25 protein-coding genes are annotated in these 23,149 nt (G+C 62.2%); 11 read left to right on the top strand and 14 right to left on the bottom strand.

The features are described from left to right. Positions 1-121: 121 nt before the first annotated feature. From NKH99_RS07485 to NKH99_RS07475, 3 genes are all read right to left on the bottom strand, one after another. On the bottom strand, positions 122-1,486 hold the full coding sequence (locus tag NKH99_RS07485; RefSeq protein WP_352817440.1) for a M16 family metallopeptidase: 1,365 nt from the start codon (positions 1,484-1,486) through the stop codon (positions 122-124). Positions 1,487-1,583: 97 nt separating this feature from the next. Next, positions 1,584-2,138, bottom strand: coding sequence for a 16S rRNA (guanine(966)-N(2))-methyltransferase RsmD (gene rsmD / locus NKH99_RS07480; protein WP_353013393.1), 555 nt, complete (start codon positions 2,136-2,138; stop codon positions 1,584-1,586). Next, positions 2,119-4,023, bottom strand: coding sequence for a pseudouridine synthase (locus tag NKH99_RS07475; RefSeq protein WP_353013391.1), 1,905 nt, complete (start codon positions 4,021-4,023; stop codon positions 2,119-2,121). The genes rsmD and NKH99_RS07475 overlap by 20 nt, the downstream gene beginning before the upstream one ends. Before the next feature lie 76 nt (positions 4,024-4,099). Between NKH99_RS07475 and NKH99_RS07470 the strand changes: the two genes are divergently transcribed. Continuing rightward, entirely contained in the window at positions 4,100-4,552 is a 453-nt protein-coding gene (locus tag NKH99_RS07470; protein WP_352770845.1) for a nucleoside deaminase, read from the top strand. 70 nt (positions 4,553-4,622) lie between these two features. Here NKH99_RS07470 and NKH99_RS07465 read toward each other — a convergent pair whose 3' ends face one another. Together NKH99_RS07465 and ileS are read right to left on the bottom strand one after the other, a co-directional pair. Further along, a complete protein-coding gene (locus NKH99_RS07465; protein ID WP_352453465.1) occupies positions 4,623-5,303 on the bottom strand; it encodes a hypothetical protein in 681 nt (226 codons plus the stop codon). Between the two features lie 195 nt (positions 5,304-5,498). Next, entirely contained in the window at positions 5,499-8,489 is a 2,991-nt protein-coding gene (ileS, locus tag NKH99_RS07460; RefSeq protein ID WP_353013389.1) for an isoleucine--tRNA ligase, read from the bottom strand. Positions 8,490-8,531: 42 nt separating this feature from the next. Here ileS and NKH99_RS07455 point away from each other — a divergent pair, with 42 nt between their 5' ends. From NKH99_RS07455 to NKH99_RS07445, 3 genes are all read left to right on the top strand, one after another. Further along, positions 8,532-8,717: a hypothetical protein gene (locus tag NKH99_RS07455; RefSeq protein ID WP_352474531.1), complete on the top strand. Its 186-nt coding sequence runs from the start codon at positions 8,532-8,534 to the stop codon at positions 8,715-8,717. Positions 8,718-8,802: 85 nt separating this feature from the next. Beyond that, positions 8,803-9,177, top strand: a complete 375-nt coding sequence (locus NKH99_RS07450; protein WP_254817430.1) for an Xre family toxin-antitoxin system antitoxin — start codon at positions 8,803-8,805, stop codon at positions 9,175-9,177. Between the two features lie 2 nt (positions 9,178-9,179). After that, positions 9,180-9,614, top strand: a complete 435-nt coding sequence (locus NKH99_RS07445) for an RES family NAD+ phosphorylase (protein WP_254817429.1) — start codon at positions 9,180-9,182, stop codon at positions 9,612-9,614. Positions 9,615-9,630: 16 nt separating this feature from the next. Here NKH99_RS07445 and NKH99_RS07440 read toward each other — a convergent pair whose 3' ends face one another. From NKH99_RS07440 to NKH99_RS07430, 3 genes are all read right to left on the bottom strand, one after another. Next, on the bottom strand, positions 9,631-10,434 hold the full coding sequence (locus NKH99_RS07440; RefSeq protein WP_352977790.1) for a MipA/OmpV family protein: 804 nt from the start codon (positions 10,432-10,434) through the stop codon (positions 9,631-9,633). A gap of 196 nt (positions 10,435-10,630) precedes the next feature. Further along, positions 10,631-11,536 (bottom strand): alpha/beta hydrolase, encoded by a 906-nt coding sequence (locus tag NKH99_RS07435; protein ID WP_352977788.1) that lies wholly within the window; start codon positions 11,534-11,536, stop codon positions 10,631-10,633. Continuing rightward, positions 11,533-11,784 (bottom strand): hypothetical protein, encoded by a 252-nt coding sequence (locus NKH99_RS07430; protein ID WP_352503367.1) that lies wholly within the window; start codon positions 11,782-11,784, stop codon positions 11,533-11,535. Before NKH99_RS07430 ends, NKH99_RS07435 begins: the two co-directional genes overlap by 4 nt. Here NKH99_RS07430 and NKH99_RS07425 point away from each other — a divergent pair. Continuing rightward, a complete protein-coding gene (locus NKH99_RS07425; RefSeq protein ID WP_353013385.1) occupies positions 11,774-12,334 on the top strand; it encodes a DUF2165 family protein in 561 nt (186 codons plus the stop codon). The genes NKH99_RS07430 and NKH99_RS07425 overlap by 11 nt on opposite strands. A gap of 324 nt (positions 12,335-12,658) precedes the next feature. Continuing rightward, a complete protein-coding gene (locus NKH99_RS07420) occupies positions 12,659-13,213 on the top strand; it encodes an HdeD family acid-resistance protein (RefSeq protein ID WP_352474525.1) in 555 nt (184 codons plus the stop codon). Positions 13,214-13,292: 79 nt separating this feature from the next. Here NKH99_RS07420 and NKH99_RS07415 read toward each other — a convergent pair whose 3' ends face one another. Then, complete coding sequence (locus tag NKH99_RS07415) at positions 13,293-14,276, bottom strand: bifunctional riboflavin kinase/FAD synthetase (protein WP_352772785.1); 984 nt, start codon at positions 14,274-14,276, stop codon at positions 13,293-13,295. A 9-nt stretch (positions 14,277-14,285) separates the two neighbouring features. Continuing rightward, positions 14,286-15,146, bottom strand: a complete 861-nt coding sequence (locus tag NKH99_RS07410) for a TIGR01459 family HAD-type hydrolase (protein WP_352503369.1) — start codon at positions 15,144-15,146, stop codon at positions 14,286-14,288. Between the two features lie 337 nt (positions 15,147-15,483). On the opposite strand from NKH99_RS07410, the gene NKH99_RS07405 reads away from it, so the two are divergent. Beyond that, entirely contained in the window at positions 15,484-17,451 is a 1,968-nt protein-coding gene (locus tag NKH99_RS07405) for a pilus assembly protein TadG-related protein (RefSeq protein WP_502895757.1), read from the top strand. Positions 17,452-17,570: 119 nt separating this feature from the next. Beyond that, positions 17,571-18,203 carry a LysE family translocator gene (locus NKH99_RS07400; protein WP_352685524.1) on the top strand — a complete coding sequence of 211 codons (633 nt, stop codon included), beginning with the start codon at positions 17,571-17,573 and terminating at the stop codon, positions 18,201-18,203. A gap of 6 nt (positions 18,204-18,209) precedes the next feature. On the opposite strand, the gene NKH99_RS07395 is transcribed toward NKH99_RS07400, so the two are convergent. Beyond that, positions 18,210-19,034 carry a DUF2189 domain-containing protein gene (locus NKH99_RS07395; RefSeq protein ID WP_352926230.1) on the bottom strand — a complete coding sequence of 275 codons (825 nt, stop codon included), beginning with the start codon at positions 19,032-19,034 and terminating at the stop codon, positions 18,210-18,212. A gap of 133 nt (positions 19,035-19,167) precedes the next feature. Next, entirely contained in the window at positions 19,168-19,917 is a 750-nt protein-coding gene (locus NKH99_RS07390) for an SDR family oxidoreductase (RefSeq protein WP_352569766.1), read from the bottom strand. A 110-nt stretch (positions 19,918-20,027) separates the two neighbouring features. Here NKH99_RS07390 and NKH99_RS07385 point away from each other — a divergent pair, with 110 nt between their 5' ends. Further along, positions 20,028-20,399, top strand: coding sequence for a winged helix-turn-helix transcriptional regulator (locus NKH99_RS07385; protein WP_352503373.1), 372 nt, complete (start codon positions 20,028-20,030; stop codon positions 20,397-20,399). A gap of 101 nt (positions 20,400-20,500) precedes the next feature. On the opposite strand, the gene NKH99_RS07380 is transcribed toward NKH99_RS07385, so the two are convergent. Then, positions 20,501-21,103 (bottom strand): glutathione S-transferase family protein, encoded by a 603-nt coding sequence (locus NKH99_RS07380; RefSeq protein WP_353013383.1) that lies wholly within the window; start codon positions 21,101-21,103, stop codon positions 20,501-20,503. A 209-nt stretch (positions 21,104-21,312) separates the two neighbouring features. Between NKH99_RS07380 and NKH99_RS07375 the strand changes: the two genes are divergently transcribed. Beyond that, positions 21,313-21,678 carry a winged helix-turn-helix transcriptional regulator gene (locus tag NKH99_RS07375; protein ID WP_352503375.1) on the top strand — a complete coding sequence of 122 codons (366 nt, stop codon included), beginning with the start codon at positions 21,313-21,315 and terminating at the stop codon, positions 21,676-21,678. Between the two features lie 275 nt (positions 21,679-21,953). Here the strand turns inward: NKH99_RS07375 and NKH99_RS07370 are convergent, their stop codons facing one another. Further along, positions 21,954-22,403 (bottom strand): SgcJ/EcaC family oxidoreductase, encoded by a 450-nt coding sequence (locus NKH99_RS07370; RefSeq protein ID WP_352541600.1) that lies wholly within the window; start codon positions 22,401-22,403, stop codon positions 21,954-21,956. A gap of 62 nt (positions 22,404-22,465) precedes the next feature. Between NKH99_RS07370 and NKH99_RS07365 the strand changes: the two genes are divergently transcribed. After that, complete coding sequence (locus NKH99_RS07365) at positions 22,466-22,921, top strand: MarR family winged helix-turn-helix transcriptional regulator (RefSeq protein WP_352503377.1); 456 nt, start codon at positions 22,466-22,468, stop codon at positions 22,919-22,921. The last annotated feature ends 228 nt before the right edge of the window (positions 22,922-23,149 follow it).

Genomic DNA, 23,149 nt, shown 5'->3' with positions numbered 1-23,149 from the left:
CTGCAAACGCTGAAGATTAGCGAAACCGTCGATGACGGCGCCCCTCTCCCCGTCCGTATACGGGGAGAGGATGCCGGCAGGCAGGTGAGGGGCGGCGCCGACGCTCAAACTCATCATCAAATCAATTCCCAGCCTGGGTTTGCGGCAGAAGATAGCCGGTCGTTGCGTGGTCGAGATTGAGATAGCGGGCAGCGACTTCCTTGACCTGGTCGGCGGTGACCTTGCGGATGCGGTCCGGCCATTGCTGGACGTCCTGGACGTTACCGCCTGTGGCGAGCGTCGAGCCGTAGATGTTGGCCATGTCCTCCTGCTTGTCGCGGGCAAAGATCATCGAACGTACGAAACGGTCCTTGGATTTTTCCAGCTCGTCGCTGGTGACGCCGTCTTTCGCGATGCGGGCGATCTCGGCGTCGACCGCGGCCTCGATGTCGGCAAGCTTGGCATCGCCGCGCGGCGCGCCGTAGACGGTGAAATTGGTGTCGTCGAGCATGGTGCCCTGGAAGAAGGCGCCGGCCTCGGCGGCGATGCCTTGCCTGACGACAAGCTCCTGGTAGAGCCGGCTGCGGTTGCCGCCGCCGAGGATTTCGGACAGCACGTCGAGCGCTTCGGCTTCGCCGGGCTTTGCCGTGTGATAGGACGGGACCACCCATTGCGTGGTAAAGCTCGGCACGCTGACGCGCCCGTCGGTCAGCGTCACCGTGCGCCTGGTGTTCTGCTCGGGCTCAACCGGGCGGATGCGCGGCGGCAGATCCGGGCCGCGCGCGATCTTGCCATAGGTCTTTTCGGCCAGCGCCTTGACCGTTTCCGGTTCGACATCGCCGGCCACCACCAGCACGGCATTGTTGGGTGTATAATATTTGTTGTAGAAGGCCATCGCGTCGGTGCGGTTCAGCTTCTCCATCTCCTGCATCCAGCCGATGACCGGAATGCGGTACGGCTGGTTCTGCCACAGCGTGGCGTCGATTTCCTCGTCGAGCACTGCCTGCGGATTGCTATCGATGCGCGAGCGGCGCTCCTCGAGGATGACGTCCCGCTCGGTCTTGATGACATCGTCGTTGAGGATGAGATTGCGCATGCGGTCGGCCTCGAAGCCCATCATCTCACCGAGCGCCTGCGGCACCACCGTCTCGTGAAAGGCGGTGTAGTCGTATGAGGTGAAGGCGTTGTCCGAGCCGCCGATGGCGGCGACGGCACGGTCGAGCTCGCCCGCCGCATGGTTGCTGGTCGCCTTGAACATCAGATGCTCGAAGAAATGGGCAATGCCGGACTTGCCCGGCGGCTCGTCGGCGCTGCCGATCTTGTACCAGACCATATGGGTGACGATGGGGGCGCGGTGATCGGGGACGACGACGACCTCCATGCCGTTGTCGAGCAGGAAATCGGTCACGACGCCATCGTCAGGATTGTTATCCGCCAGAGCCGGCGCGGCCATCACCAGAGCCAGTCCCAAGAGCGTTCCGCGCAGCCATTCAGCCTGAAATGTCATAGATGGCTCCGGTTTGTGGTGGGACGATAGGCGGGGTTGCTGGTCGAGGCAAAGCGAATTGTTCGTCATTTTGAAGGCGCCACCGTGGAAGCCGAACTCAGGCGGCCTCGATGAACCGGATGACCGTCTCGCCATAGTTGCGCTCGTCGACAACCGAAAAGCCCGGCCCTGCCTCGAACGGCGCCGCCGCCGCTTCCTCGACGACGCAGAGCGCGCCAGGGGCGAGCCAGCCGCCGGCCTTGGCCGAGCCCAACGCGCGTTCGCCAAGGCCTTTGCCATAGGGCGGATCGGCAAAGACCAGGCCGAATGCGGCGATGGTGCCCGCCTCGCCCAAGCCCGTCGCGTCGCGGCGGAATATCTTGGTGCGGCCGGTGAGGCCGAAGGCCTCGACATTGCTGCGGATCAGGCCGCGCCCTTCGGCGGATTCTTCGATGAAGACAGCGTAGGAGGCGCCGCGCGACAGCGCTTCGAGGCCGAGCGCGCCGGTGCCGGCGAACAGGTCGAGCACGCGCGCGCCGTCCAGTTTTTCAGGAAAGCGATGCGCCAGCACGTTGAAGACCGCCTCACGCGTGCGGTCGGTGGTCGGGCGGATGGCAAAGGTGCGGGGCGTCGCCAGCGGACGCCCGCGAAACTCACCGCCGACGATCCGCATTGCTTCCCTTCGGGCCGCCGCGCGGCCGATCGCCACCGCCATCCGGGCGCTCGCCGCGCGGTTTGCCGAACGGCTTTGCACCGCCGCCTTGCGGCTTGCCGCCGGGCTTGCCGTAAGACGGCTTGAATGATGCCTTGCGCGCCTTGTTTTCCGCCGCCTTGGCGGCGTCTGCCTCCGCCCTGCCCTTGCCGATCGGCCGTGCGCCCGGCGCCATCCAGACATTGGCCTTGCGCTGGCCCGGCGGCTCGATCGGCCGCTGCTCGCGTTCGGATTTTTTCCCACCGAAGCCGCCACGAGGCTTGTCGCCGCGGGGTTTGTCCCCGAAGTCGCTGCGTTCAGGTCTGGGGCCACGCTCGCCAAAGCTCTTTTTTGGCCCAAAGCTCCTGTCAGGGCTTGTCGACAGCTTGCCGAGCGCTTCGTCGCGGCTGCCTTCGCGGCGCTTGCGGTTCTTGATCAGGCCGCCCTCGCCGATCGGCCGGCGTTCGCCGTCGCGGGTGAATTTCGGCCGCTCGGGCTCCTCTTCGCGCTCACGCCTGACCGGCTTGTTGGAAAACGGCTTGGCGATATCGGCATCGAAATTGGCGCCGGACTCTTCGACCAGGCGCTCGCCGAGCTGGTCGCGCAGCACGCGGCCCTTGATCTCCAGCACATGGCCTTCCGGCAAATCGTCGAGCTGGAACGGCCCGTAGGAAATGCGGATCAGCCGCGTCACGTCGAGACCGAGCGCGCCCAGGATGTTCCTGACCTCGCGGTTCTTGCCTTCGCGCAGGCCGAGTGTCAGCCAGGCGTTCGAACCCTGCTCGCGGTCGAGGGTCGCCTCGATGGCGCCGTAAAAGACACCGTCGACGGCAATGCCTTCGCGCAGGCCGGCAAGCGCGCTTTCCTCGACCTTGCCGTGAACGCGCACGCGGTAGCGTCGCAACCAGCCGGTCGCCGGCAGTTCGAGCACGCGCGACAGGCCGCCATCATTGGTGAGCAGCAGCAGGCCTTCGGTGTTGATGTCGAGCCGGCCGATGGTCATCAGCCGCGGCAGCCCGGGCGGCAGCACATCGAAGACGGTCTTGCGGCCTTCGGGATCGCGGTTGGTGGTGACCACGCCGGCCGGCTTGTGGAACAGGAACAGCCTGGTGCGCTCGATCGGCGGGATCTCCATGCCGTCGAGATGGATGATGTCGCCGGGCATGACATTGAAGGCCGGCGAGGACAACACCTTGCCATTGACCTTGACGCGGCCGGCCGCAATCAGTTCCTCGGCGTCGCGGCGCGAGGCCAGACCGGCACGCGCCAGCCGCTTGGCAATGCGTTCGCCGGCTTCTTCCGTTGCCTCGACGCGACGCGGGCGCGGCTTGAAGCCGCCTTCCGATGCCACCTGTGCCCTTTGTGCCCCTTGCGGTCGATCGCCGCCAAAATCACGCTTGGGACGGTCGAAGCGCCTCTCGCCGCGCTCGCTTTCGGCAGCTGCCGGCCGGTCGCCGCGCGGAGTGTAAGGCTTGCGCGGACCTTCGCGCTTTTCATAAGGCGTGCCCTCCGGACGCGGCCCTTTGCTGAACGGCCTGTCGCCGCCTTTGAAGTCGCGCTTCGGCCGCTCGCCTTCGGCAGCTGCCGGCCGGTCGCCGCGCGGCGCATAAGGCTTGCGTGGACCCTCGCGCTGTTCATAAGGCTTGCCTTCCGGACGCGGCCCTTTGCTGAATGGCCGGTCGCCGCCTTTGAAGTCGCGCTTCGGCCGTTCGCCTTCGGCGGCCGCCGTCCGGTCGCCGCGCGGAGTGTAGGGTTTTTTGGCGCCGAAGGGCGGCTTGCCGCCCTTGCCGGGAGCGCTATCGCGACCACGCGACCCTGCCGGCTTCGGGCCGGCATTGCGCGGGAATTTCTTGTTTTTGTCGTCCATGTGGCCTTTGCTCGTTTGCGCGGGTAGTAACAGGATCGCGCTCTAGTGGCGAGGAGATAATCGGAATGGAAACCGCGTGAAGCGGCAGGATTTCATGGCGCTGGCGCTTAAAGAAGCCGAAGCCGCCTCCCAGCGTGGCGAGGTGCCGGTTGGCGCGGTCGTCGTCGGCGGCGATACGGTCGTTGCGAGTGCCGGCAACCGCACCCGCGAGTTTGCCGATCCCACCGCCCATGCCGAGATGCTGGCGATCCGCGAAGCCTGCCGCAAGCTTTCCAGCGAGCGGCTCAGCGGCCACGATCTCTATGTGACGCTGGAGCCGTGCGCCATGTGTGCCGGCGCCATCTCCTTCGCCAGGCTGCGCCGGCTTTATTTCGGCGCTGCGGACGAGAAGGGCGGCGCAGTGGTCAACGGCGTTCGCTTCTTCACGTCACCGACCTGCCACCATGTGCCCGACATCTATCCGGGCATGGCCGAGAACGCAGCAGCAGCATTGCTGAAGGACTTTTTTCGCGAGCGACGCGGAGCCTGATTTTCTGGTCCAGCAGACGGTCCATCCAAGTCAGCTAATCCAGGGCAAGAACGTCTCTGGCGCCGTCAGCCTACCAGGGCAGCCAGTCGAACATGCCGCCGCTCTTACTCTTGGCGGCCGCCTCCCTCTTGAGGCGGCGTTCCTTCTTGTACTCGTCCTCGCCGAGGTCACCCTGCGGCGCGGTGGCGGCGGCAGCGCGGTATTGCACCGGTGGCTCGCTCAGATATCTGCGGGTGGTCGGGTCGCCCTGTTTGCCTTCAGCCCGGCGGCGCATGATTTCCGCGGCGCGGCTCTTGTCCGAATCGGCCGGAGTCCAGGCTGGCGGGTGGCTCGAGCCCGACAGCTTCAGCGCGGCCTTGACCGACGCCGGATCCGTCTGCACGTCATCGATGACCTGCGCCTGGTAGGCCGGGTCGTCCTGATGCAGGGTGGCATCGGCGCGCAGGCGCGCACGGCGCTGCTCCGGCGATTCGGGCCATTCGGCACTCGCCGTCTCGATGCTTTCCTGCGGCGGCGGCAAGACTTCCTTCTGCCCCGGCCCTGGCTTCACCAGTGTGGGGCGCGGCTTGTAGTCGATACTATCCTTGCGCTTGGGTGCGAAGGAAAAAGCCCCGGTGAGGTCGCCGGCAAGCTGCGCGCCCGCGGTCTTGTCGGTCCCGTAAGTGGGCGAGCCCATGCAGCCGGACAAAGCGAGGCCCGATACGACAAGCGGCGCCAGCAGCGCAACGCGCGCGTAAGTTCTCTCGGTCATGCCAAAAAGTCCCACTGTAGACAGCCTCTCGATTGCCGCCGGCCAAAGAAAGGTCCGGTCCCCATCGCCTATGCTCTTCCGACGGAATTCCGGCGACAATTTGTCGTCCGGAGTTTCGCGTGTTTACCTCAACCACTCGTTAAGGGCAACGCGCGGGGGCCGATCGGCCGCCCGCCGTGGCATTTGTGCACCGCCTTAAAGACGGCTCAAAGCCTTCAGCTCATGCAGAACAGCGGCGTCACGGGCCGAAACATCCGGGAATTCCGGATCTGACCCGACATCGGCGGTGTAGCGCCAGGAGCGCGCGCACTTCACCAGGCCACGGTCCTCCGCCTTCTCGACGACCACGGCGACGCCCTTGACGTCGTCGAGGGTAAAGCTGCCCGCCGACGCCTTGCCGTGCACGATTACCAGATCGCTGGTGATCGCCATCTCGGCCATATCGACATCGGCGATCGCCGCTTCGAGCACGGCATCGTCGAGGGTAACGACCGGCACCGCTTCCAGCGAAGAGCCGATGACCTTTTGCGCGCGGGCAATTTCCAGCGCGCCGGTGACGACACGGCGAACCTGCCGAACCTTGCGCCACTTCTCCGCCAGCGCCTCGTTCCTCCACTCCGCCGGGATTTCCGGGAACTGGTCGAGATGCAGGGAGACCGCATCCGGATGACGGTCGAGCCAAGCCTCTTCCATGGTGAAGGGCAGCATCGGCGCCAGCCATTTCACCAGGCAGTCGAAGAGATGGCGTACCACCTGCACGGAAGCCTTGCGCTTCACGCTGGAAGGCGCTTCGCAGTAAAGCGCATCCTTGCGGATGTCGAAATAGAAGGCCGACAGCTCTACCACCATGAAGTCGAGCAGCGCGCGGGTGATGCGCTTGAATTCGAACGCGTCGTAGCCCGAGCGTACGACCTCATCGAGTTCAGCGAGCCGGTGCAGCATCAGCCGCTCCAGTTCAGGCATCTTATCCAGCGGCACCTCCTCGCCATCGTCGTGGGCGAGCGTGCCCAGCATCCAGCGGATGGTGTTGCGCAGCTTGCGGTAGGCGTCGATATTGGTCTGCAGCACGTTCTTGCCGAGCCGCTGGTCTTCCCAATAATCGGTCGTCACCACCCATAGCCGCAAGATGTCGGCGCCGGACTGCCTGATGACGTCCTGCGGCACGACGGTGTTGCCGAGCGACTTCGACATTTTCCGCCCCTCCTCATCCATGGTGAAGCCATGGGTGACGACGGTGTCGTAGGGCGCCCTGCCCCTGGTGCCGCAGCTTTCGAGCAGCGAGGAGTGGAACCAGCCGCGATGCTGATCGGAGCCTTCGAGATAGACGTCGGCCGGCCATTTCAGGTCGGGCCGGTCCTCAAGCGTGAAGGCATGCGTCGAGCCTGAATCGAACCAGACATCGAGGATGTCCATGACCTGCTGCCATTTCGAGGCCTCGTGATTGCCGAGGAACCGCTCCTTGGCGCCGACGGCGAACCAGGCGTCGGCGCCTTCTTTCTCGAAGGCGTCCATGATGCGCCGGTTGACTGCCTCGTCGCGCAGCACATTGCCGTCGGCATCGGCAAAGACGGCGATCGGAACGCCCCAGGCGCGCTGGCGCGACAGCACCCAGTCAGGGCGCTCCTCGATCATGGCGCGGATGCGGTTCTGGCCGGCGGCGGGTACGAAGCGGGTATCGTCGATGGCTTTCAGGGCGCGGCTGCGCAGCGTCGTGCCGTCGCCAAGCTCCTTGTCCATATAGACGAACCATTGCGGCGTGTTGCGGAAGATGATCGGCTTCTTCGAGCGCCAGGAATGCGGATAGGAGTGCTTCAGGCGGCCGCGCGCGAACAGCGCGTTGCGCTTGATCAGCTCGTCGATGACAGCCTGGTTGGCGTTGCCCTTCTTGCCATTGTCGTCGATGACGCGCGCCGCTCCACCCTCGCGGTCCGGGCCGAAGCCCGGCGCGTCCTTGGTGAAGAAGCCGGCATCGTCGACGGTGAAGGGGATCGCGGTGTCGATGCCACGCTGGCGAAGATCAGAGGCAGCATCCATCCAGGCGTCGAAGTCTTCGCGGCCATGTCCCGGCGCGGTGTGGACGAAACCGGTGCCGGCATCGTCGGTGACGTGATCGCCGGCCAGCATCGGCACGGGAAAATCGTAGCCGCCACCCAGAGCTTTGAGGGGATGCGAAAGCGTAAGGTTTTCAAGCTCTTCGGCGCCAACGCTGCGAAGCCGATTCAGAGTGACCTTGGCCTTCGCGGCAGCGTCGTCCGCAAGCTTCTCGGCAAAGATCAGCTTTTCGCCGGGCTGAGGACCAAAGGCGTTCTCGGCCGCCGTAACCTCGTAGAGACCATAGTTGATGCGCGGCGAGTAGTTGACGGCGCGGTTGCCGGGGATCGTCCACGGCGTCGTCGTCCAGATGACGACGTTGGCATCAAGCAGATCGAGCGACGTCTGCGTCAGCTTGGGATCAAGGGCTGGCTGCCCATCCTCGATGTTGATGACCTGGCGAGCGAGGCTGACGACCGGAAACTTCGCCCAGATCGTGTCCGACTCATAGTCCTGGTATTCGACCTCCGCCTCGGCCAGCGCGGTGCGCTCGACCACACTCCACATCACCGGCTTGGAGCCGCGATAGAGCTGGCCGGACATGGCGAATTTCAGCAGCTCGCCGGCGATGCGCGCCTCGGCATGGAAAGCCATCGTCGTATAGGGATTGTCGAAGTCGCCGACGACGCCGAGCCGCTGGAATTCGGAACCCTGCACCTTGATCCAGTGCGCCGCAAACTCACGGCATTCCTGCCGGAACTCGTTGACCGGCACCTCGTCCTTGTTCTTGCCCTTGGCGCGGTACTGCTCCTCGATCTTCCATTCGATCGGCAGGCCGTGGCAATCCCAGCCTGGTACATAGTTCGAGTCATAGCCGCGCATCTGGAACGAGCGGGTGATGACGTCCTTGAGGATCTTGTTCAGTGCGTGGCCGATATGGATGTTGCCATTGGCGTAGGGCGGGCCGTCGTGCAGCACGTATTTTTCGCGGCCGACTGCGTCTTCGCGCAACTTGCGGTAAAGGTCCATGTCCTGCCAGCGCTTGACCAGCAGCGGTTCCTTTTCCGGCAACCCGGCGCGCATCGGGAAATCCGTCTGCGGCAGGTAGAGCGTTTTGGAATAATCGATCGTCTCGGCGGTCTCGGTATCAGTCATTCGTCTGCCATATGCGTTGCCGGCGGCAAAAGAGCCCGGGCGTTGAACTATCATGATCTGGAAAAAGCGCGAGAGGCCGCGCGCAAGATTCCCGGCGGCTCCGGCGGCGGTCAGGCCGCCCGGAGCACCGGGCCTGTAATTCGTATCGCAGGCGCGAGAAGGCGCGAAAAGCTCGTCATGGCTGGGCTTTTAACCGAGACAGGCGATATTGAAAAGCCCGAACTCTGATGCTTCCTTGCGGAAGGTGCCAATTGCGCATACATTTGTAGGCAAATGGCAAGCAGAATGGCCTGCAGTGCCAAGGAAACAATTCATGTCGGTCGCAGCAAGGGCAATTCGCGCAACACACGACTTTTCCGTCCCTACGGACAAGATCGATCATCTGCGCAGTCTGGGTTTCAGTAGCGAAGAACTCTATCGTATCGTTGCCCCCCGCCGCACGCTGGCGCGTCGCAAGGAACATGCCGAGCCGCTTTCGCCAGCTGAATCCGACCGCGCCCTGCGCCTTGAACGCATCGCCGAGCAGGCGGATCGGGTATTCGGTAGCCATGAGAAAGCCCAGCGTTGGCTGAGAAGCGAGATCATAGCATTGGATGGTGCAAGGCCGATCGATCTCCTTGAGACAGAGACCGGCGCCCACGTCGTTTCCGAAGAGCTTATCCGTATCGACTTTGGCATGCTTGCCTGACGATGCGCATCTGGCGCATCTCCAATTTCGCGGATCTCTCGGGTCGTGGCGGAACGCTCGTTGATGGAAGATGGAACAGGCGCGGAATGCCCATCGTCTATTGCACCGACCACCCTTCGACGGCACTGCTGGAGATACTGGTGCATGCGACGCGCGAAACCGTTCCGGAAACCTACCAGCTTATCGAAATCGACGTTCCGGACGGAATAGAAATGACCGAACCGGTTATCCATGACGGCTGGGACAAGGACATGGAATCAACACGGCGACAGGGCACGGACTTTCTCTCGGCCAATCGTTACGCGCTCATGAAAATTCCTTCGATCATAATGCGCAAGGCAAACAACTATCTGCTCAACCCGACCCATGACGATGCGTCACGCATTACGATTGCGGGCCTATACCATTATCCGTTCGACAGCCGTTTGATCAAATGAGCCGACGCCCGCCCGCTCACATCGAGAAATCGAAGCGATAGGTCGTCGACACGCCGATCATGAACTGATCCCTGGAGCCGCGCTCCTTGACCAGGCTGGAATCGGCGGCCGGACCCATCAGGCGGGAATATTCGCCGAACAGACTGGCCGTCATCGGCTCGGTCACCTTCCAGGTCACTGCGCCGCCCAGGCCCGCCGACTTCACCCAGCCGCCGGGATGATATTCGCTAAGTCCCGAGGCCAGGGACTCCTTGGCATCAACGCCGTAATAGGTGTCGAAATAGTCCGATGAGGCGAACGAAACGCGCGGTCCGGCCGAAATCCTGACGTCGGGCGTCACATCGTAAAAGGCGTCGGCGGCGATGTCGGCGACAAAACCGTTATGGGCGCGAATGCCGTGCCGCATTTCGGCGCGGGCACGCAGCCAATCCAAAGGATAGAATTCGAAGAAGCCGCCGGCCTCGCCGCCCCAGCGCACCGGGTCGAGACCCTTCAATTCGTCGGCGTCACCACCGTCGCGGGAAAACAGGAACTTGCCTGTCAGGCCGGCGCGGACGCCGCCATCGTCGATCAATGCCAATGAAATATTGTCGTTGCGCGAGGTGAAGCGCGCCGCGGGGCCAGCCTTGCCGAGCGAGATGATCGGCGAGGCACTGAGCAGGTACTTCTTGCCGCCCTCGAAATTCGGGGCAACCATGCCGGTGGCGCCGACCGTCAGGTACCAGTCTCCGGACAGCCAGCCGAAGGTGCCCTCGCCGGCCTTGGCAACGCCGCAGGTGCCGAGCATGAATGCGGCCAAGATCGTCGGGACAGACCGCATCGTTACTCCATACGTCGAACGCATTGGCCGATACAACCAGCCTTGACTGAAGCCATGGCGCCAGTTCGGTAAAATTTGACTTAATATCCGCAACATTGGCCGCGTTGGGGCCTGTTCCGCGTTGCAGTCGATTGTTTGGCGCACCAAGATTCCAGATCAAGTGTTTGGAATACGATAGCAGTTGCCTCGGCAGGGGTTACAAACATTCGCGGACAAACATGCCTGCGCTGTGAAGAGCACGGCGACCGGCGCTCAACCCCGCATTCCAAACCGGCCAAGCGTGAATCATATGCGGCCAAATTTCGAGACCTACTTTAACGTCAGCCGCGCCAGCGGCTTCGGCGAGCCGAGTTGCGTCCGACAACAGCGTCTCGGCCGAACCGGCTTGTATCAGCATTGGGGGAAATCCGCTCAGATCGGCGAACAAGGGCGAGATCAGCGGATCGCGCCGACCAACGCCATTGGGAACATAGGCCGTTGCCAGTTCCTCCAAATACGCCCGGTGGATGATAGGGTCGATTGCGTCCTTGGTTGATAGTGTCGCGCCGGACATCGAAAGGTCCGTCCAGGGCGAAACCAGCCAAAGACATTGCGGCAACGGCTCGCCTGACGTGCGCAATATACTGACCAGGCACAGAGTGAGGTTGCCGCCCGCACTGTCTCCGCCAACCACGATGCGGTCCGACGCGATGCCTTGCCGGCTCAGAAAGCGCCATGCGGTGAGTGCGTCTTCATGTTGCGCAGGGAAAGGATGTTCCGGTGCGCGGCGATAGTCGATCGCGAGGGTGCGTATTCCCATTACCCGACCTGCCTCGGTAACCATTCGACGATGACTTTTAAGGGAGCCGGAGCAGTAGCCACCACCGTGGAAAAAGAGCAGAACCTTATCCCTGTCACTCCCAGGCGCCAGGGACCACTCTCCCTCAAGGCCATCGAAAACCACGCGCTCGCATCGGATGTCCTCCGCGACCGGCCAGACCGAACCGACTTCGTCGAGCCGCGCCCGGCGTTCGTCCCAGCGGACCGTTCGTGGTTTTGACGTCAACAGCCTGCGGACGGCGTTGATCTCTGTCAGATCGAGGTGTTCGTCCACATCGCTCATTTTGCTTCCCCAGTCTTGCCAAGCGCCGAGAAAGGCGAACAGCCAAACGTCATCGACAAGATACCGATTGCCTGCTTGCAAATATAGCGACGAACCAGCGCCACGATCATCTTGCGATCAGTCCGATCAACATCAGCGAGAAATCGTCCGACGTCCGTGCCATATTGGCGGTGCGCTGCCGTGTGAGCCAATTTTCGATTGCTCGACGGTGCAAGGTTCAAAAGAGGGGGAATTCCGATGTCGGACAATTCGTATGCCGGAACCACTGCCGAGCGGCTTGTCAATCCGCGCAGCGTAGGACGATTGGGGCTGATCGTGATGGCGCTGTTCCCCACCCTGTGGGGTTTTCTCGGTCTGTTGAACGATGCAACCGACTTCAAAGACACTCTGGTGAATGCCGTGAAGCCGATGATCGAAATGACCAACACCTACGGCAACCCATGGCAGCAATGGCGTGCCATCACCATGTCATGGGCTGCCCCTGTGGCACTCGTCGGCATCATGGCCGTCGAGACCCTGGCGGGGATATTTGGACTGATCGGGCTTGTGCTTATGCTGCGCAAGGTGGTTGGCAGCAGCGCCGATTTCGCTCATGGCAAGGCATGGATGATGCTGGGCTGCCTGTGCGCAATCCTGGTGTGGGGCATCGGCTTCACGGTGATCGCCGGCGACTATTTCCTGTCATGGGAAGCCAAGACCATGCCGCTTTCGAACCAGCTCGGCGGAACAATCTACTTCTTGCCCAACGCGCTCGGGCTAATCCTCGCGACCCTGCATCGCGAGGGCGGCGATTACTGAGACCTCGACGCAAGGTTGTGACATGCGGATGCGACCGGCGTTGCGCGGCGTTTGGAGGTCTGGCTCGGTATCAAAGCTCGACGTTGCGGCCGCTTTGCGGACAGGAGCTATTCTCCAACTAAACCTCGGCGTGGCCACGGTTTGGCCTGAGGGCGCAAGCCCACGTTTCACGGAAATAAACTCGCAGCGGCTGCTCTTGCCAAAAGCAGGCGTACCGCCCGAGCCTGGGTGTGACCCTCACTGCCTGCTCGCTTTACGAGAAGGCACATCGGCGTTACCTTCAAAGCCGACAAAAAAGGCCAAGTAGTCTTGAGGGAGAGGGCGATGACACTGCACGGCGATGCCTTGAAAGATGCGATCAGCCAGACGCGGGCGAAATGGGGATGGTTCGTCGCGCTCGGGGTGCTGCTGCTTGTCTTCGGCGGCATTGCCTTCGGCAATCTGTTCATCGCAACCGTCGCCTCGGTCTTTGTCGTGGGCTGGCTGATGCTGATGGCCGGCATTGTCGAGATCATCCATGCCTTCGGCGTGAAGACATGGGGCCGCTTCTTCTATTGGCTGCTCAGCGGCCTCCTCTACGCCGTCGCCGGCTTCTTCGCGTTCGACAATCCGGTCCTCGCCTCGACGGTGCTGACCTTCCTCCTGGCGGTCGCGCTTCTTGCCTCAGGCGTGCTCAGGGCCTGGGTCGGCTACAGCCACCGGCCACAGCCCGGCTGGGGCTGGGTGGTCGCGGCCGGCGTCATCAGCGCGCTGGCGGGACTGGTCATCGCCATGGGCTGGCCGGTCAACAGCGTGTGGGTGCTGGGCCTGTTCCTGGCCGTCGACCTGATCTTCCAGGGCTGGAGCTTCATCGCCCTTGGCTTGGCGCTGAAGAGATAAATTCTGGTTGAGCATGATCTTAATCGGAAAACCGGTTCCCACTTTTTTGCTTCGCTGACCTTCGGTTCGGGACCATGCTCTAAAAAGCTATGGCCGCGTCCAGCCCGGAAAGCGGCCTGACGCCGGCGAGCAGTGCCTTCGCCTCGGCCTCGTCACGCTTCATCTGGGCGACCAGCGCGTCAAGCCCGTCGAATCTCACCTCCGAGCGCAGGTAGCCGAAGAAGGACACGGCACAAATCTCGCCGTAGAGGTCGCCGGAAAAGTCGAAGACGAAGGTCTCCAGCAATGGCGCGCCATTGTCGTCGACCGTCGGCCGGCGGCCGAAGCTGGCGACGCCATCGTGAAGCGAACCGTCGGCGCGGCGGAAGCGGACGGCATAAATCCCTTCCTTGAGGGTGGCTTCCGGCGAAAGCCTCATGTTTGCGGTCGGAAAGCCGAGTGTCCGGCCGAGCTGCTGGCCGCCGATCACCTCCGCCTCGACGGTGAAACGGTAGCCGAGCAAACCGGCGGCCTCGGCCACATTGCCCTCGCACAGCAGCGTGCGTATGCGGCTCGACGACACCACCTCGGCGCTTTCGTCGCGAAACGCATCCACCAGCGTGACGCCGAAGCCGTGGCGCTCGCCGGCAGCCATCAGATAGGCCGGGCCGCCCTGGCGGTCCTTGCCGAAATGGAAATCGAAGCCGGTGACGGCGTGGCTTATGCCGAGGTTGCGCTCGAGCACGCCGGTGACGAAAGCCTCCGCCGACAAGGAGGCGAACTCGCGTGTGAACGGCTGCTCGACCAGCGCCGCAAAGCCCAGATGCGACAACAGCCGCGCCTTCATCGGCGGCGGCGTCAGCACGAACAACGGCATGTCCGGCCTGAACACCTTTCGCGGATGCGGTACGAAGGTCAGCACCAGGGCGGGTACGCCGCGACGCTCCGCTTCGGCGCGCGCGCGTTCGAGCACCGCCTGGTGGCCGCGGTGGACGCCGTCGAAATTGCCGATAGCCACCACGCCGCCGCGCAGATGGGCCGGCAGCGGTGCGGTTGCGGAAATGCGTTCGAACATGGCCGTCATGGCTTGAACCTATTGCAGCCTGGGAATCACCGCGACCGGCCTGTAGCCATATTTTTCCAGGAAGGCCGCGAGCCTGGCCGGATCCGGCTGCAGCGTCTCACCGTAATCACGGGCATGGATGCCGCCCGATACGTAGAGCACGTCGAAGCCATTGTCGGCCGCGCCCTTGATGTCGGTCATCATGCCGTCGCCGATGGCCAGAACTTGCGAACGCTCGACCGGGCGGCCGAGAATGACGGCGATCTCCTTCATGGCGACATCATAGACCGGCGCGTAGGGTTTGCCGGCGATCAGCGTGCGTCCGCCAAGCTGTGCGTATTCGCGGGCCAAAGCGCCCGCGCACCAGATCATGCGTTCGCCGCGCTCGACGACGATGTCGGGATTGGCGCAAATGAAGGGCAGGTTCCTGGCACGCAGCCGCAGCAGAAGATCGGCATAATCCTCCGGCTTCTCCACCTCGTCATCGAACAGGCCAGTGCAGACCACGCCGGATGCTTCGAACTCCTCGACGAGTTCGACGTCGAGGCCCTCATAGAGCGTGAAATCCCGATCGGCGCCTATGTGGAAGATCTTTCGCGGCCCTTCCGCGATCAGGTCGCGGGTAACGTCGCCGGACGTCACGACACGGTCGTAGGCGGCGGGAGGAACGCCGATGGCGTTCATCTGCGCCACCACGTCGGCGCTGCGACGCGGCGAATTGGTGATCAGCACGACAGGTATTTTCGCCGCGCGAGCAGCGATCAGCGCGGCAGCCGCCGCCGGGAAATGCCATTCGCCGTTGTGCACCACGCCCCAGACGTCGCACAGGATGGCTGAATAGGCTCCCGACAAGTCTGCGAGCGAACCGATGATGTCGGGCGAATCCGCCATGCCGTTGTCCCTGTACCATGATGCTTGCAAGCGCCGCGACCGACGGTCCGCCGCGACCGGTTGGGATTAACCGAAGCGCTTCACCCTGTCACCAGCTTTCATAGCGCCGCAAGATTGTGGCACGGGGACGCCGGCGAGGACGCGAGGTGAAAGCTTTTCTTTTCCAGCGCCTTATCCCCTTTTTTAGAGGCTTTGCCGCGGGAAGCTCGAAGCAGCATTGCCGATTGCGGATGCGTGGTTAACAGGGATTGAAAACCCGTACCGGCCTTGAACGTATTTCAGCAATCGGAAATTTAAAAATGCGTGGCATCGTCCGGGAAAAATGGGGCGGGCGGGAATGCTGAAGGCAATAGTCGGAGAATTCCGACACGACAGACGTGGCAACTACTCGTTAATGACTGCAATCACCATTGTGCCACTGATGGCCGGTCTGGCGCTCAGTGTCGATTACGGGGAGTTGCTGCGCCAAAAGCACGAAACGCTGAACGCCCTTGATGCGGCCGGCCTCGCCGCCGCCCAGCAGATCGTTGCCGGCGCCAGCGACAACGACGTCAAGGCCTACGCCAAGACATTTTTCGAAACCAATCTCGCACGTATCGACCCGGCGAATACAGCGCTGACCGTCACGCTGCCCAACAACAATGCCGGCGGCGGCACCCTGAAGCTCTGCGCCAGCCTCACCTTCCACCCCTATTTTCTACCGGCCGCCAGCCTGCTGATCGGCGGCACGGCAAGTGACACGACCTTCACCGAATGTTCGGAACTCCGCCTCAAGAACACCCTCGAAGTCGCGCTTGTGCTGGATAATTCCGGCTCGATGAGTGATCTCGGCTCCGGCACCGGCGAGAAGCGAATAAACCTGCTGAAGTCGGCCGCCAAGCAGCTTGTCGATACGCTGGCGCTTCAGGCGCAGCAGATGAAGCAGATCACCAAACCGGTGCAGTTTTCTCTCGTGCCGTTTGCGGCCTCGGTCAATGTCGGCCCTACCCACGACCAGGACGGCTGGATGGATCAGGACGGCATGTCCCCGATCCAGCACGAGGATTTCGACTGGACGACGATGAGTGCCGCCAACAATCCGGACAAATATGCCGAGAAGCTCAACGGCGTCTGGTACAAGCGCGGCACCGGCTGGGGCGAGACCAAGGACCAGCCGCTGACGCGTTTCAGCCTCTACGCCGACATGACGGTCGAATCGGGCCGCGAAGAGGTACCCAATTCGAAGCAATATGTCTGCGACACATACAAGAAGAACGGCACCTGCCAGTACGGCCACTGGAGCGCACCGGAATATATCTACACCACAAGCCGCTATGCGAGCTGGCAAGGTTGCGTCGAAGCACGGCCATATCCCTACAATGTCGACGACACCACGCCCGATACAGCCGCGCCGGCCACGCTTTTCGTGCCGATGTTCGCCCCGGATGAGGCTGGCACTCTGTGGCTTGATTTCAACCGTGACGGCATCAACGACGTCATCAGCACGTCCTACAATTACGGCAACAACTGGTGGGCCGATTGGCCCTATGTCGCCGGTCCTACCGCTTCCCAGCGCCAGTCTGACATGCGCAAATATTTCCTGGTAAAACCATACGGTTCGCAATCCGCAGCCGCGGGCGATGGGCCGAATTCCTCCTGCACCACCAACCCGATCACGCCGTTGAAGGACGTCAGCCAGGACGCACAGAAGCAGGAAATCAAGGACGCCATCGACGCCATGGCGCCGAACGGCAACACCAACGTGCCGGAGGGCCTTGCCTGGGGCTGGCGAACTGTATCGAGCAACCCACCGTTCACCGATGGTCGGCCGAACAGCGAGAGGGGCAACGACAAGGTGGTCGTGGTGCTGACCGACGGAGCCAATACCTATAGCGCCGTCAGCGACGGCAGCTACGCCAACAACAGGTCGACCTACGCCTCCTACGGCTACACTGGCCTGACCTATCCGGGATCTGGAAGCGTAACCCGCCTGTTTATGAATACCAGCACCGATATCGGCAAGACCACCTATACCGGTGCCAACTACACGGCAGCACTCGACGAGCAGATGAAAACGCTCTGCGCCAACGCAAAGAATTCGAACATTCTGGTGATGACGGTGGCGCTCGACCTGTCGCCTACGGATGCCGGCGACAAGAAGGCAATCGATGCGCTGAAGGCGTGTTCCTCGGATTCGCGCTTCCGCAAGGATCCGGCGGACCCGAGCAAGCCGGCCAAGCTGTTCTGGAATGCGACGGGCGCGACGCTGTCCGACAATTTCAAGGAAATCGCCAACGAATTGTCGAACCTGCGCATCGTCGGCTGAAGGCGATGGGATTGGCGACTAAGGCAGGGGGGCCCGGCGCGCTGGCGCAAAGGCTCCTGCCGCCATGCCCTTGCGGGTGATGGAAGCATGTGGTGAGTGTCCCCACCGGAGATGCGCTCTTGCCTGAACCCGCCAACCATCTTGCCTTCGCGCTGGTCTGCCTCGGTATGGTGCTGACGCCCGGCCCGAACATGATCTATCTGATCTCGCGCTCGCTGTCGCAAGGGCCGAAGGCCGGACTGATCTCGCTGGGCGGCGTGGCGCTCGGTTTTTTGTTCTACGTGCTGTCGGCGGCGTTCGGCATCACCGCGTTGCTGCTCGCCGTGCCCTTTGCCTATGATGTGCTGCGCCTTGCCGGCGCGCTCTATTTGCTGTGGCTCGCCTGGCAAGCGGTGAAGCCCGGTGGGCGCTCGCCCTTCCAGATCCGCGAACTGCCGAGAGACAGGCCGCGCAAGCTGTTCGCCATGGGCCTGATGACCAACCTGCTCAACCCGAAGGTGGCAGCGCTCTATCTGTCGCTGCTGCCGCAATTCATCAGCCCCGGCAAGGGCCACGTGCTGTCGCAGCTTCTGGTGCTCGGTGCCACACAGGTCGCGATCAGCCTGACCGTCAACGCCATCATCGCGGTGACGGCCGGCTCGATCGCCCTCTTCCTCGCCGGGCGGCCGCTATGGCTGGTGATCCAGCGCTGGATGATGGGCACGGTGCTGACCGCGCTGGCCGTCAAGATGGCAACCGACGCGCAACGCTGATCGGTCCTACATCGGCCGCCGGTCCGGCTGTGGCCGCTCCGGTTCGACCACCCTGCGGTAAAGATGCCAGGTCGCGTGGCCAAGGATGGGCATGACGACGGCAAGCCCGGCAAATAGCGGGATCGAGCCGATGACCAGCAGCACGGCGACCATCAGGCCCCACAGCGCCATCTGCAGCGGGTTTGTCAGAACTGCCCTTGCCGACGTCTCGATTGCCGAGACCGCGCCGACATCGCGGTCGAGCAGCAGCGGAAAGGCGACGACGGTCGTCGCCAGCACGATCGCGGCAAAGGCGAACCCGGCCAGGTTGCCGAGCAGGATCAGCGTCCAGCCCTTGCTGGTCGTCAGCACCTCGCGAATAAAGCCGACAATAGAGGCCGGAGGCTGATTGCCGTACAGGCTGGTATAGATCGATTGCGCGGTGAACAGCCAGAGCAGGAACAGTACCACCAGCATGATACCGATGACCGCAATCGCGGGCAGCGCCGGAGAGTGGCGCACGTCGAGCGCATGCCACCAGGATGTATCCATGCCGAACTCGCGCCGGCGGCTGATTTCGTAAAGGCCGATAGCGGCGAACGGACCGACCAAAGCGAAGCCGGACATCAGCGGATAGATGAGTTGGATGGCGTTCGAGCCCGACGTCCACTGCGTCAGGATCAGGCCGACCACCGGATAGATCAGGCACAGGAACACGTAGTGCGACGGCTTGGCCCAGAAATCCTCTACGCCGAGACGGAGCGCATCGAGCAGATCCTCGGTGCTGATGCGGCGCACCGTGGGCTGTACATGCATTCCACGTGCGTCCGCCATGACATGAAAGCCGGCCATAACCTTTCTCCCGTGGGTCGGGGCGGCCGCCGCCAGGATGGCCGCCCGTAGCTGCCACTTCTCGTATAAGCACTATGGTAGTCGATTTAGGGGTGATTGTCGCCAAGTCGATGGTCACGATGGTAAATCCCGGTTATAGATTTCCGACGCCACCATCGACGAGCAGTTCCGTGCCAACGACGAAGCTCGACTCATCCGATGCTAGAAACACCGCCGCCTTGGCGAGTTCCCAAGGTTTGCCCATCCGGCCGATCGGCACTAGCGCGCGTATCTGATCGCCAAGCGCCTTCTCGTCCGCTTCGGGCAGACCCAGCTTGCCCAAGGCCGGCGTCTCGGTCGGCCCGGGGCTGAGGCCATTGACGCGAATACCGCGCTCGATCATCTCACCCGAGAGGGTGCGCGCCAACGACAGGAGGCCAGCCTTGCTGGCGGCGTAGGCGCTACTCTGGGGCAGGCCGATATGGGCACTGACCGAACCGCACAGGATGATCGATGACGGGTTGGAGAACATCGGCAACAGGGCTTGGATCAAAAAGAACGGCCCCTTGAGATTGGTCTGCATCAGACGGTCATAGACCACCTCGTCCCAATCCTGCAGGGGCTGATGCATCACATCACCGGCGTTGATGTTCAGTATGTCGAGCCGAGGCCAGCACTGCGCGAGTTCGGCGGCAAGCGCACGCTGATCGGCGAGGTTGCCGGCATCATTCCTGATCACCTGCGCCGATCCGCCCAGCTCGCGCTGCGCAGCTTCCAGCCCGGACGGGCTCCTGCCGGTGATTGCCACCGTCGCACCCTCGGCCAGGAACTGGCGCGCGGTTTCGAGACCGATGCCACTGGTTGCCCCGGTAATGAGGGCATATTTGCCTTTCAAGCGACCCATGATTTGGCGACCCATGATTTGCCTTCCCAAAGACGATGAGAATGGCATTGTCGACACGATAGTATGCTTTGTATAGTAGACACCGAATGGGTACTAAAGGAAATAATTTCATGGCGCAGGCAAAAGCCATCGAGGTAACGCCAGTCGAAGGCGGAAATGGCACGACCGATCGTTGCCCGATGATCGATTTCGTCAATCTGGTTTCGGGAAAATGGGCCATTCCCATTCTTTATCGCCTGATCGTCACCGGTTGTCCGATCCGCTTCGGCGAGCTCCAGAGGGCCGTCGCACCGATTACGCAAAAGGAGCTCACGCGGCAGCTGCGCCTGTTCGAACATCGCGGTCTGGTCTATCGGAGGGTCTATGCCGAGATGCCGCCGCGCGTGGAGTATGAGATAACGCCGCTGGGTAGAACCTTGCGTGGCACGCTGGATTCGCTGGCCGACTGGATGCGTGTCAACGCATCCCACCTGATCACCTGACTAATCGGGCACAGATTGTTTGCCCTGCCCGGCCAAAGCCACGGGCGGTCACCGCGCGGCACCACACTTTGGCGCCGCGCGGCTGAGATGTGTGACAAAAGCTAGGCAGCGAAACGATCGATCACTTCGGCCAGGGGGACATGGCCAAGACAGGCACCCGAACCCGCCGGCTTTTCGCCACCCTCGATGGCCTGTGCGTATCGCACGGCCGGATCGGCTTCGATGCGGCGGCGTAGCGCCGCCAGCCTGGGATAAGCTGCGCCGTCGACCGCCTGGTGGAACTCCGCCCAGCGCGCTACGCCGATCAGCGTGGTATCGGCAAGCGTCGGCCGGTCGCCGACCAGGAAATCCGTGTCGAGGATCATCGCCTCGAGCTGGTCATGGCGGTTGGTAACGACCTTGCGGCCGAAATCACGCAAGGTCGCCAGCAGCACCGGTTCCGCCGACTCCATTTCATATGCGGCCCAGAGCGGGGTGAAAGCGGCGGTGAAACCGGTGTTCACGAAAGCCATCAGCTGATGCATCCGGTCGCCCTCCGGCGAGCGAGGATCGAAGCTGATACGGCGTTGCGTATCGCGGGCTTCGAGCCAGGCGGCAATCGCCATGGTCTCGGTGAGCACCCTGCCCTCGTCCGTGATCAACACCGGTGTTTCCTGACGACCGTTGATGCTGGCATAGGCGTCGTTCTTCATCTCAGTGAGCATATCGACGCGACACAGGCGGTAGGGTTGTCCGACGCGTTCAAATGCAGCGACAAGCCCATCGAACTTCCCAGCGGGAAGCCGTAAAGGAGAATAGGTTCCATTTCTTTGTCTCTTCCATGATTTAGGGATTACGCTGCGCAGCGAAACTTGACCCTAAACGCTGGTCGCCCCATGTAAATTACGCACTATTCTGTAACCAGGTCCCCGCCATGAAAGATGTCGTCTCACGCTGCCCGATCGAGGAGACTATGCGTGTGCTCAGCGGTCGCTGGCCCACCTTGCTGCTCTACTACCTCAAGGACGGGACCAAGCGCTTCAGCGATTTGAGGCGTGACAACCCGACAGTTTCGCACCGCATTCTGGCGCTGGAACTGCGCAAGCTGGAGGAAGCCGGGATCGTGCGGCGAACGGCGCGTACCGGCTATCCGCTTCGCGTGGATTACGACCTCACGGAGCCCGGTCTCAAACTTGTGCCACTCATCGACGCCCTGGGCGATTGGTGGGAAGATACCGAGGACGATCGGGCCGACCGGGCTACATCGACGCCGGAAATCAAACTCGTGGCGGCGGAATAGCCGACCGGCGATCACCGCCGCAAAGAACTGCCGGCGAGAGCCAGAGCGCTCCAAGCCGTTCATACATTAGATTCCGCAAGACCAAGGCGACCGGCTATGGGGCGCGCCATTGTGGCCAGCCAAACCGGGACAAGGCACCGCCATCCGGCACCAACTCCTGTAGCATAGCTCGCCAATCCTGATCACCTGATCCGCCGTTCGATCTCGTTGCCCGATCAGATCGGCTTGACCATGCTGGCTGGCTGTCGCTTTCGATCCTGACGTGAACGAAGAGCCTACTTATCCTCTTGAAGTTTCTCCTGAGACTTTGCCATTTGATCGTCCCCAAGTTCCATATTGTGCATCGTTGCAATCAACCATTCATCATGATCCCGCGTCGCCACTACGCTGATTAATCCGCGCCGACGCGGCCATTCGTTTCCCATCGGATCGAGCGCGCCAGTCATGGACCACCGCAGGTCGAGCGTGGCAACATCAGGGCGAACAAGCCTGTTCCGCACGCTTTCGGCGGATAGATGGCTGTACTTGAACATCTTCTCAAAAATTGGGGCATGGAACTGCTCGATCTTGTCACGTCCAGTCGCCTGCATCCCGAAGACGTTTGTAAATTCGGCATCTGCCGCGAATACGGCGGCAAAGGCGCGAGCATCGTGACGATTCCAAGCTTCGATCAGCCTGTGCGCGACACTTTCCACCCCTTCAGTTCGGACGTTGCCGGTAGCCATGCTGATCTCCTGTCATATAGTTCGGTTGCCATACTATATGGGCACCATATAAGTTTGAAAAGATGGATAATCAGCCCTACACGCAGTCTCTGCTTCTCTATGCTTATCAATCGTCGGCGAGCGCCTTGGTCCAGGTTCTCCGGGAGAGCGGCCATGCGGCAATCAAGCCCAAACACGGCGCTGTATTCGCCAACATCGACGCAGAAGGAACCCGACCCAGCGTCCTCGCACAGCGTGCGGGCATTGGCAAAGCATCGATGGGTGAGTTGATCGATGAACTGGAGCGCCTCGGTTATGTTCGGCGTTCGCATGATCCGAACGACAGACGGGCCAAATTAATCGTTGCAACTGACGCGGCGCTTGCGGTGATCCGGACCGTCCACGATTTCAATCAGCGTCTCGAAGACCAATACCGAAGGCTGCTTGGTGCTCAGGCGTACGAATCGCTGCGGTCGTCACTGCAAGCGATATCCCCCAGCGAAAATTTGCAACCGAGGATACCTCGCCAGCGCTCGTGAAGCCGCAAAGGTAGGGCAAAAGAAACTCTCTGTCCGTGAAGGCCTGACTGGGTATCGAGCTCCTGGGAGTATCGAGCCCGAACAGCCGTCTGGGCGAATGCTGCCATCCGAGCAGGCCTGTTTCGATTGAGCGGTGAAATCAATCTGACAAAGTGTCATCGCGTCAAAACCATTCATCACGCATTTTCACCGCCCTGCCCGGCAAAAGCCATGATCGCGGTTATGTCA

The sequence above is a fragment of the Mesorhizobium sp. M0854 genome, assembly GCF_040319815.1.
In the GTDB taxonomy this organism is placed as follows: Bacteria; Pseudomonadota; Alphaproteobacteria; order Rhizobiales; family Rhizobiaceae; genus Mesorhizobium.
This window is presented reverse-complemented; position numbering and strand designations above follow the sequence as displayed.

Excerpts from the sequence above, each read along its gene's own strand:
- NKH99_RS07485 (WP_352817440.1), bottom strand. The coding sequence starts at position 1,486 with ATGACATTTCAGGCTGAATGGCTGCGCGGAACGCTCTTGGGACTGGCT.
- rsmD (WP_353013393.1), bottom strand. The coding sequence starts at position 2,138 with ATGCGGATCGTCGGCGGTGAGTTTCGCGGGCGTCCGCTGGCGACGCCC.
- NKH99_RS07475 (WP_353013391.1), bottom strand. The coding sequence starts at position 4,023 with ATGGACGACAAAAACAAGAAATTCCCGCGCAATGCCGGCCCGAAGCCG.
- NKH99_RS07465 (WP_352453465.1), bottom strand. The coding sequence starts at position 5,303 with ATGACCGAGAGAACTTACGCGCGCGTTGCGCTGCTGGCGCCGCTTGTC.
- ileS (WP_353013389.1), bottom strand. The coding sequence starts at position 8,489 with ATGACTGATACCGAGACCGCCGAGACGATCGATTATTCCAAAACGCTC.
- NKH99_RS07450 (WP_254817430.1), top strand. The coding sequence starts at position 8,803 with ATGTCGGTCGCAGCAAGGGCAATTCGCGCAACACACGACTTTTCCGTC.
- NKH99_RS07445 (WP_254817429.1), top strand. The coding sequence starts at position 9,180 with ATGCGCATCTGGCGCATCTCCAATTTCGCGGATCTCTCGGGTCGTGGC.
- NKH99_RS07440 (WP_352977790.1), bottom strand. The coding sequence starts at position 10,434 with ATGCGGTCTGTCCCGACGATCTTGGCCGCATTCATGCTCGGCACCTGC.
- NKH99_RS07435 (WP_352977788.1), bottom strand. The coding sequence starts at position 11,536 with ATGAGCGATGTGGACGAACACCTCGATCTGACAGAGATCAACGCCGTC.
- NKH99_RS07425 (WP_353013385.1), top strand. The coding sequence starts at position 11,774 with ATGTCGGACAATTCGTATGCCGGAACCACTGCCGAGCGGCTTGTCAAT.
- NKH99_RS07420 (WP_352474525.1), top strand. The coding sequence starts at position 12,659 with ATGACACTGCACGGCGATGCCTTGAAAGATGCGATCAGCCAGACGCGG.
- NKH99_RS07415 (WP_352772785.1), bottom strand. The coding sequence starts at position 14,276 with ATGACGGCCATGTTCGAACGCATTTCCGCAACCGCACCGCTGCCGGCC.
- NKH99_RS07410 (WP_352503369.1), bottom strand. The coding sequence starts at position 15,146 with ATGGCGGATTCGCCCGACATCATCGGTTCGCTCGCAGACTTGTCGGGA.
- NKH99_RS07405 (WP_502895757.1), top strand. The coding sequence starts at position 15,484 with ATGCTGAAGGCAATAGTCGGAGAATTCCGACACGACAGACGTGGCAAC.
- NKH99_RS07395 (WP_352926230.1), bottom strand. The coding sequence starts at position 19,034 with ATGGCCGGCTTTCATGTCATGGCGGACGCACGTGGAATGCATGTACAG.
- NKH99_RS07390 (WP_352569766.1), bottom strand. The coding sequence starts at position 19,917 with ATGGGTCGCTTGAAAGGCAAATATGCCCTCATTACCGGGGCAACCAGT.
- NKH99_RS07385 (WP_352503373.1), top strand. The coding sequence starts at position 20,028 with ATGGCGCAGGCAAAAGCCATCGAGGTAACGCCAGTCGAAGGCGGAAAT.
- NKH99_RS07380 (WP_353013383.1), bottom strand. The coding sequence starts at position 21,103 with ATGCTCACTGAGATGAAGAACGACGCCTATGCCAGCATCAACGGTCGT.
- NKH99_RS07375 (WP_352503375.1), top strand. The coding sequence starts at position 21,313 with ATGAAAGATGTCGTCTCACGCTGCCCGATCGAGGAGACTATGCGTGTG.
- NKH99_RS07370 (WP_352541600.1), bottom strand. The coding sequence starts at position 22,403 with ATGGCTACCGGCAACGTCCGAACTGAAGGGGTGGAAAGTGTCGCGCAC.
- NKH99_RS07365 (WP_352503377.1), top strand. The coding sequence starts at position 22,466 with ATGGATAATCAGCCCTACACGCAGTCTCTGCTTCTCTATGCTTATCAA.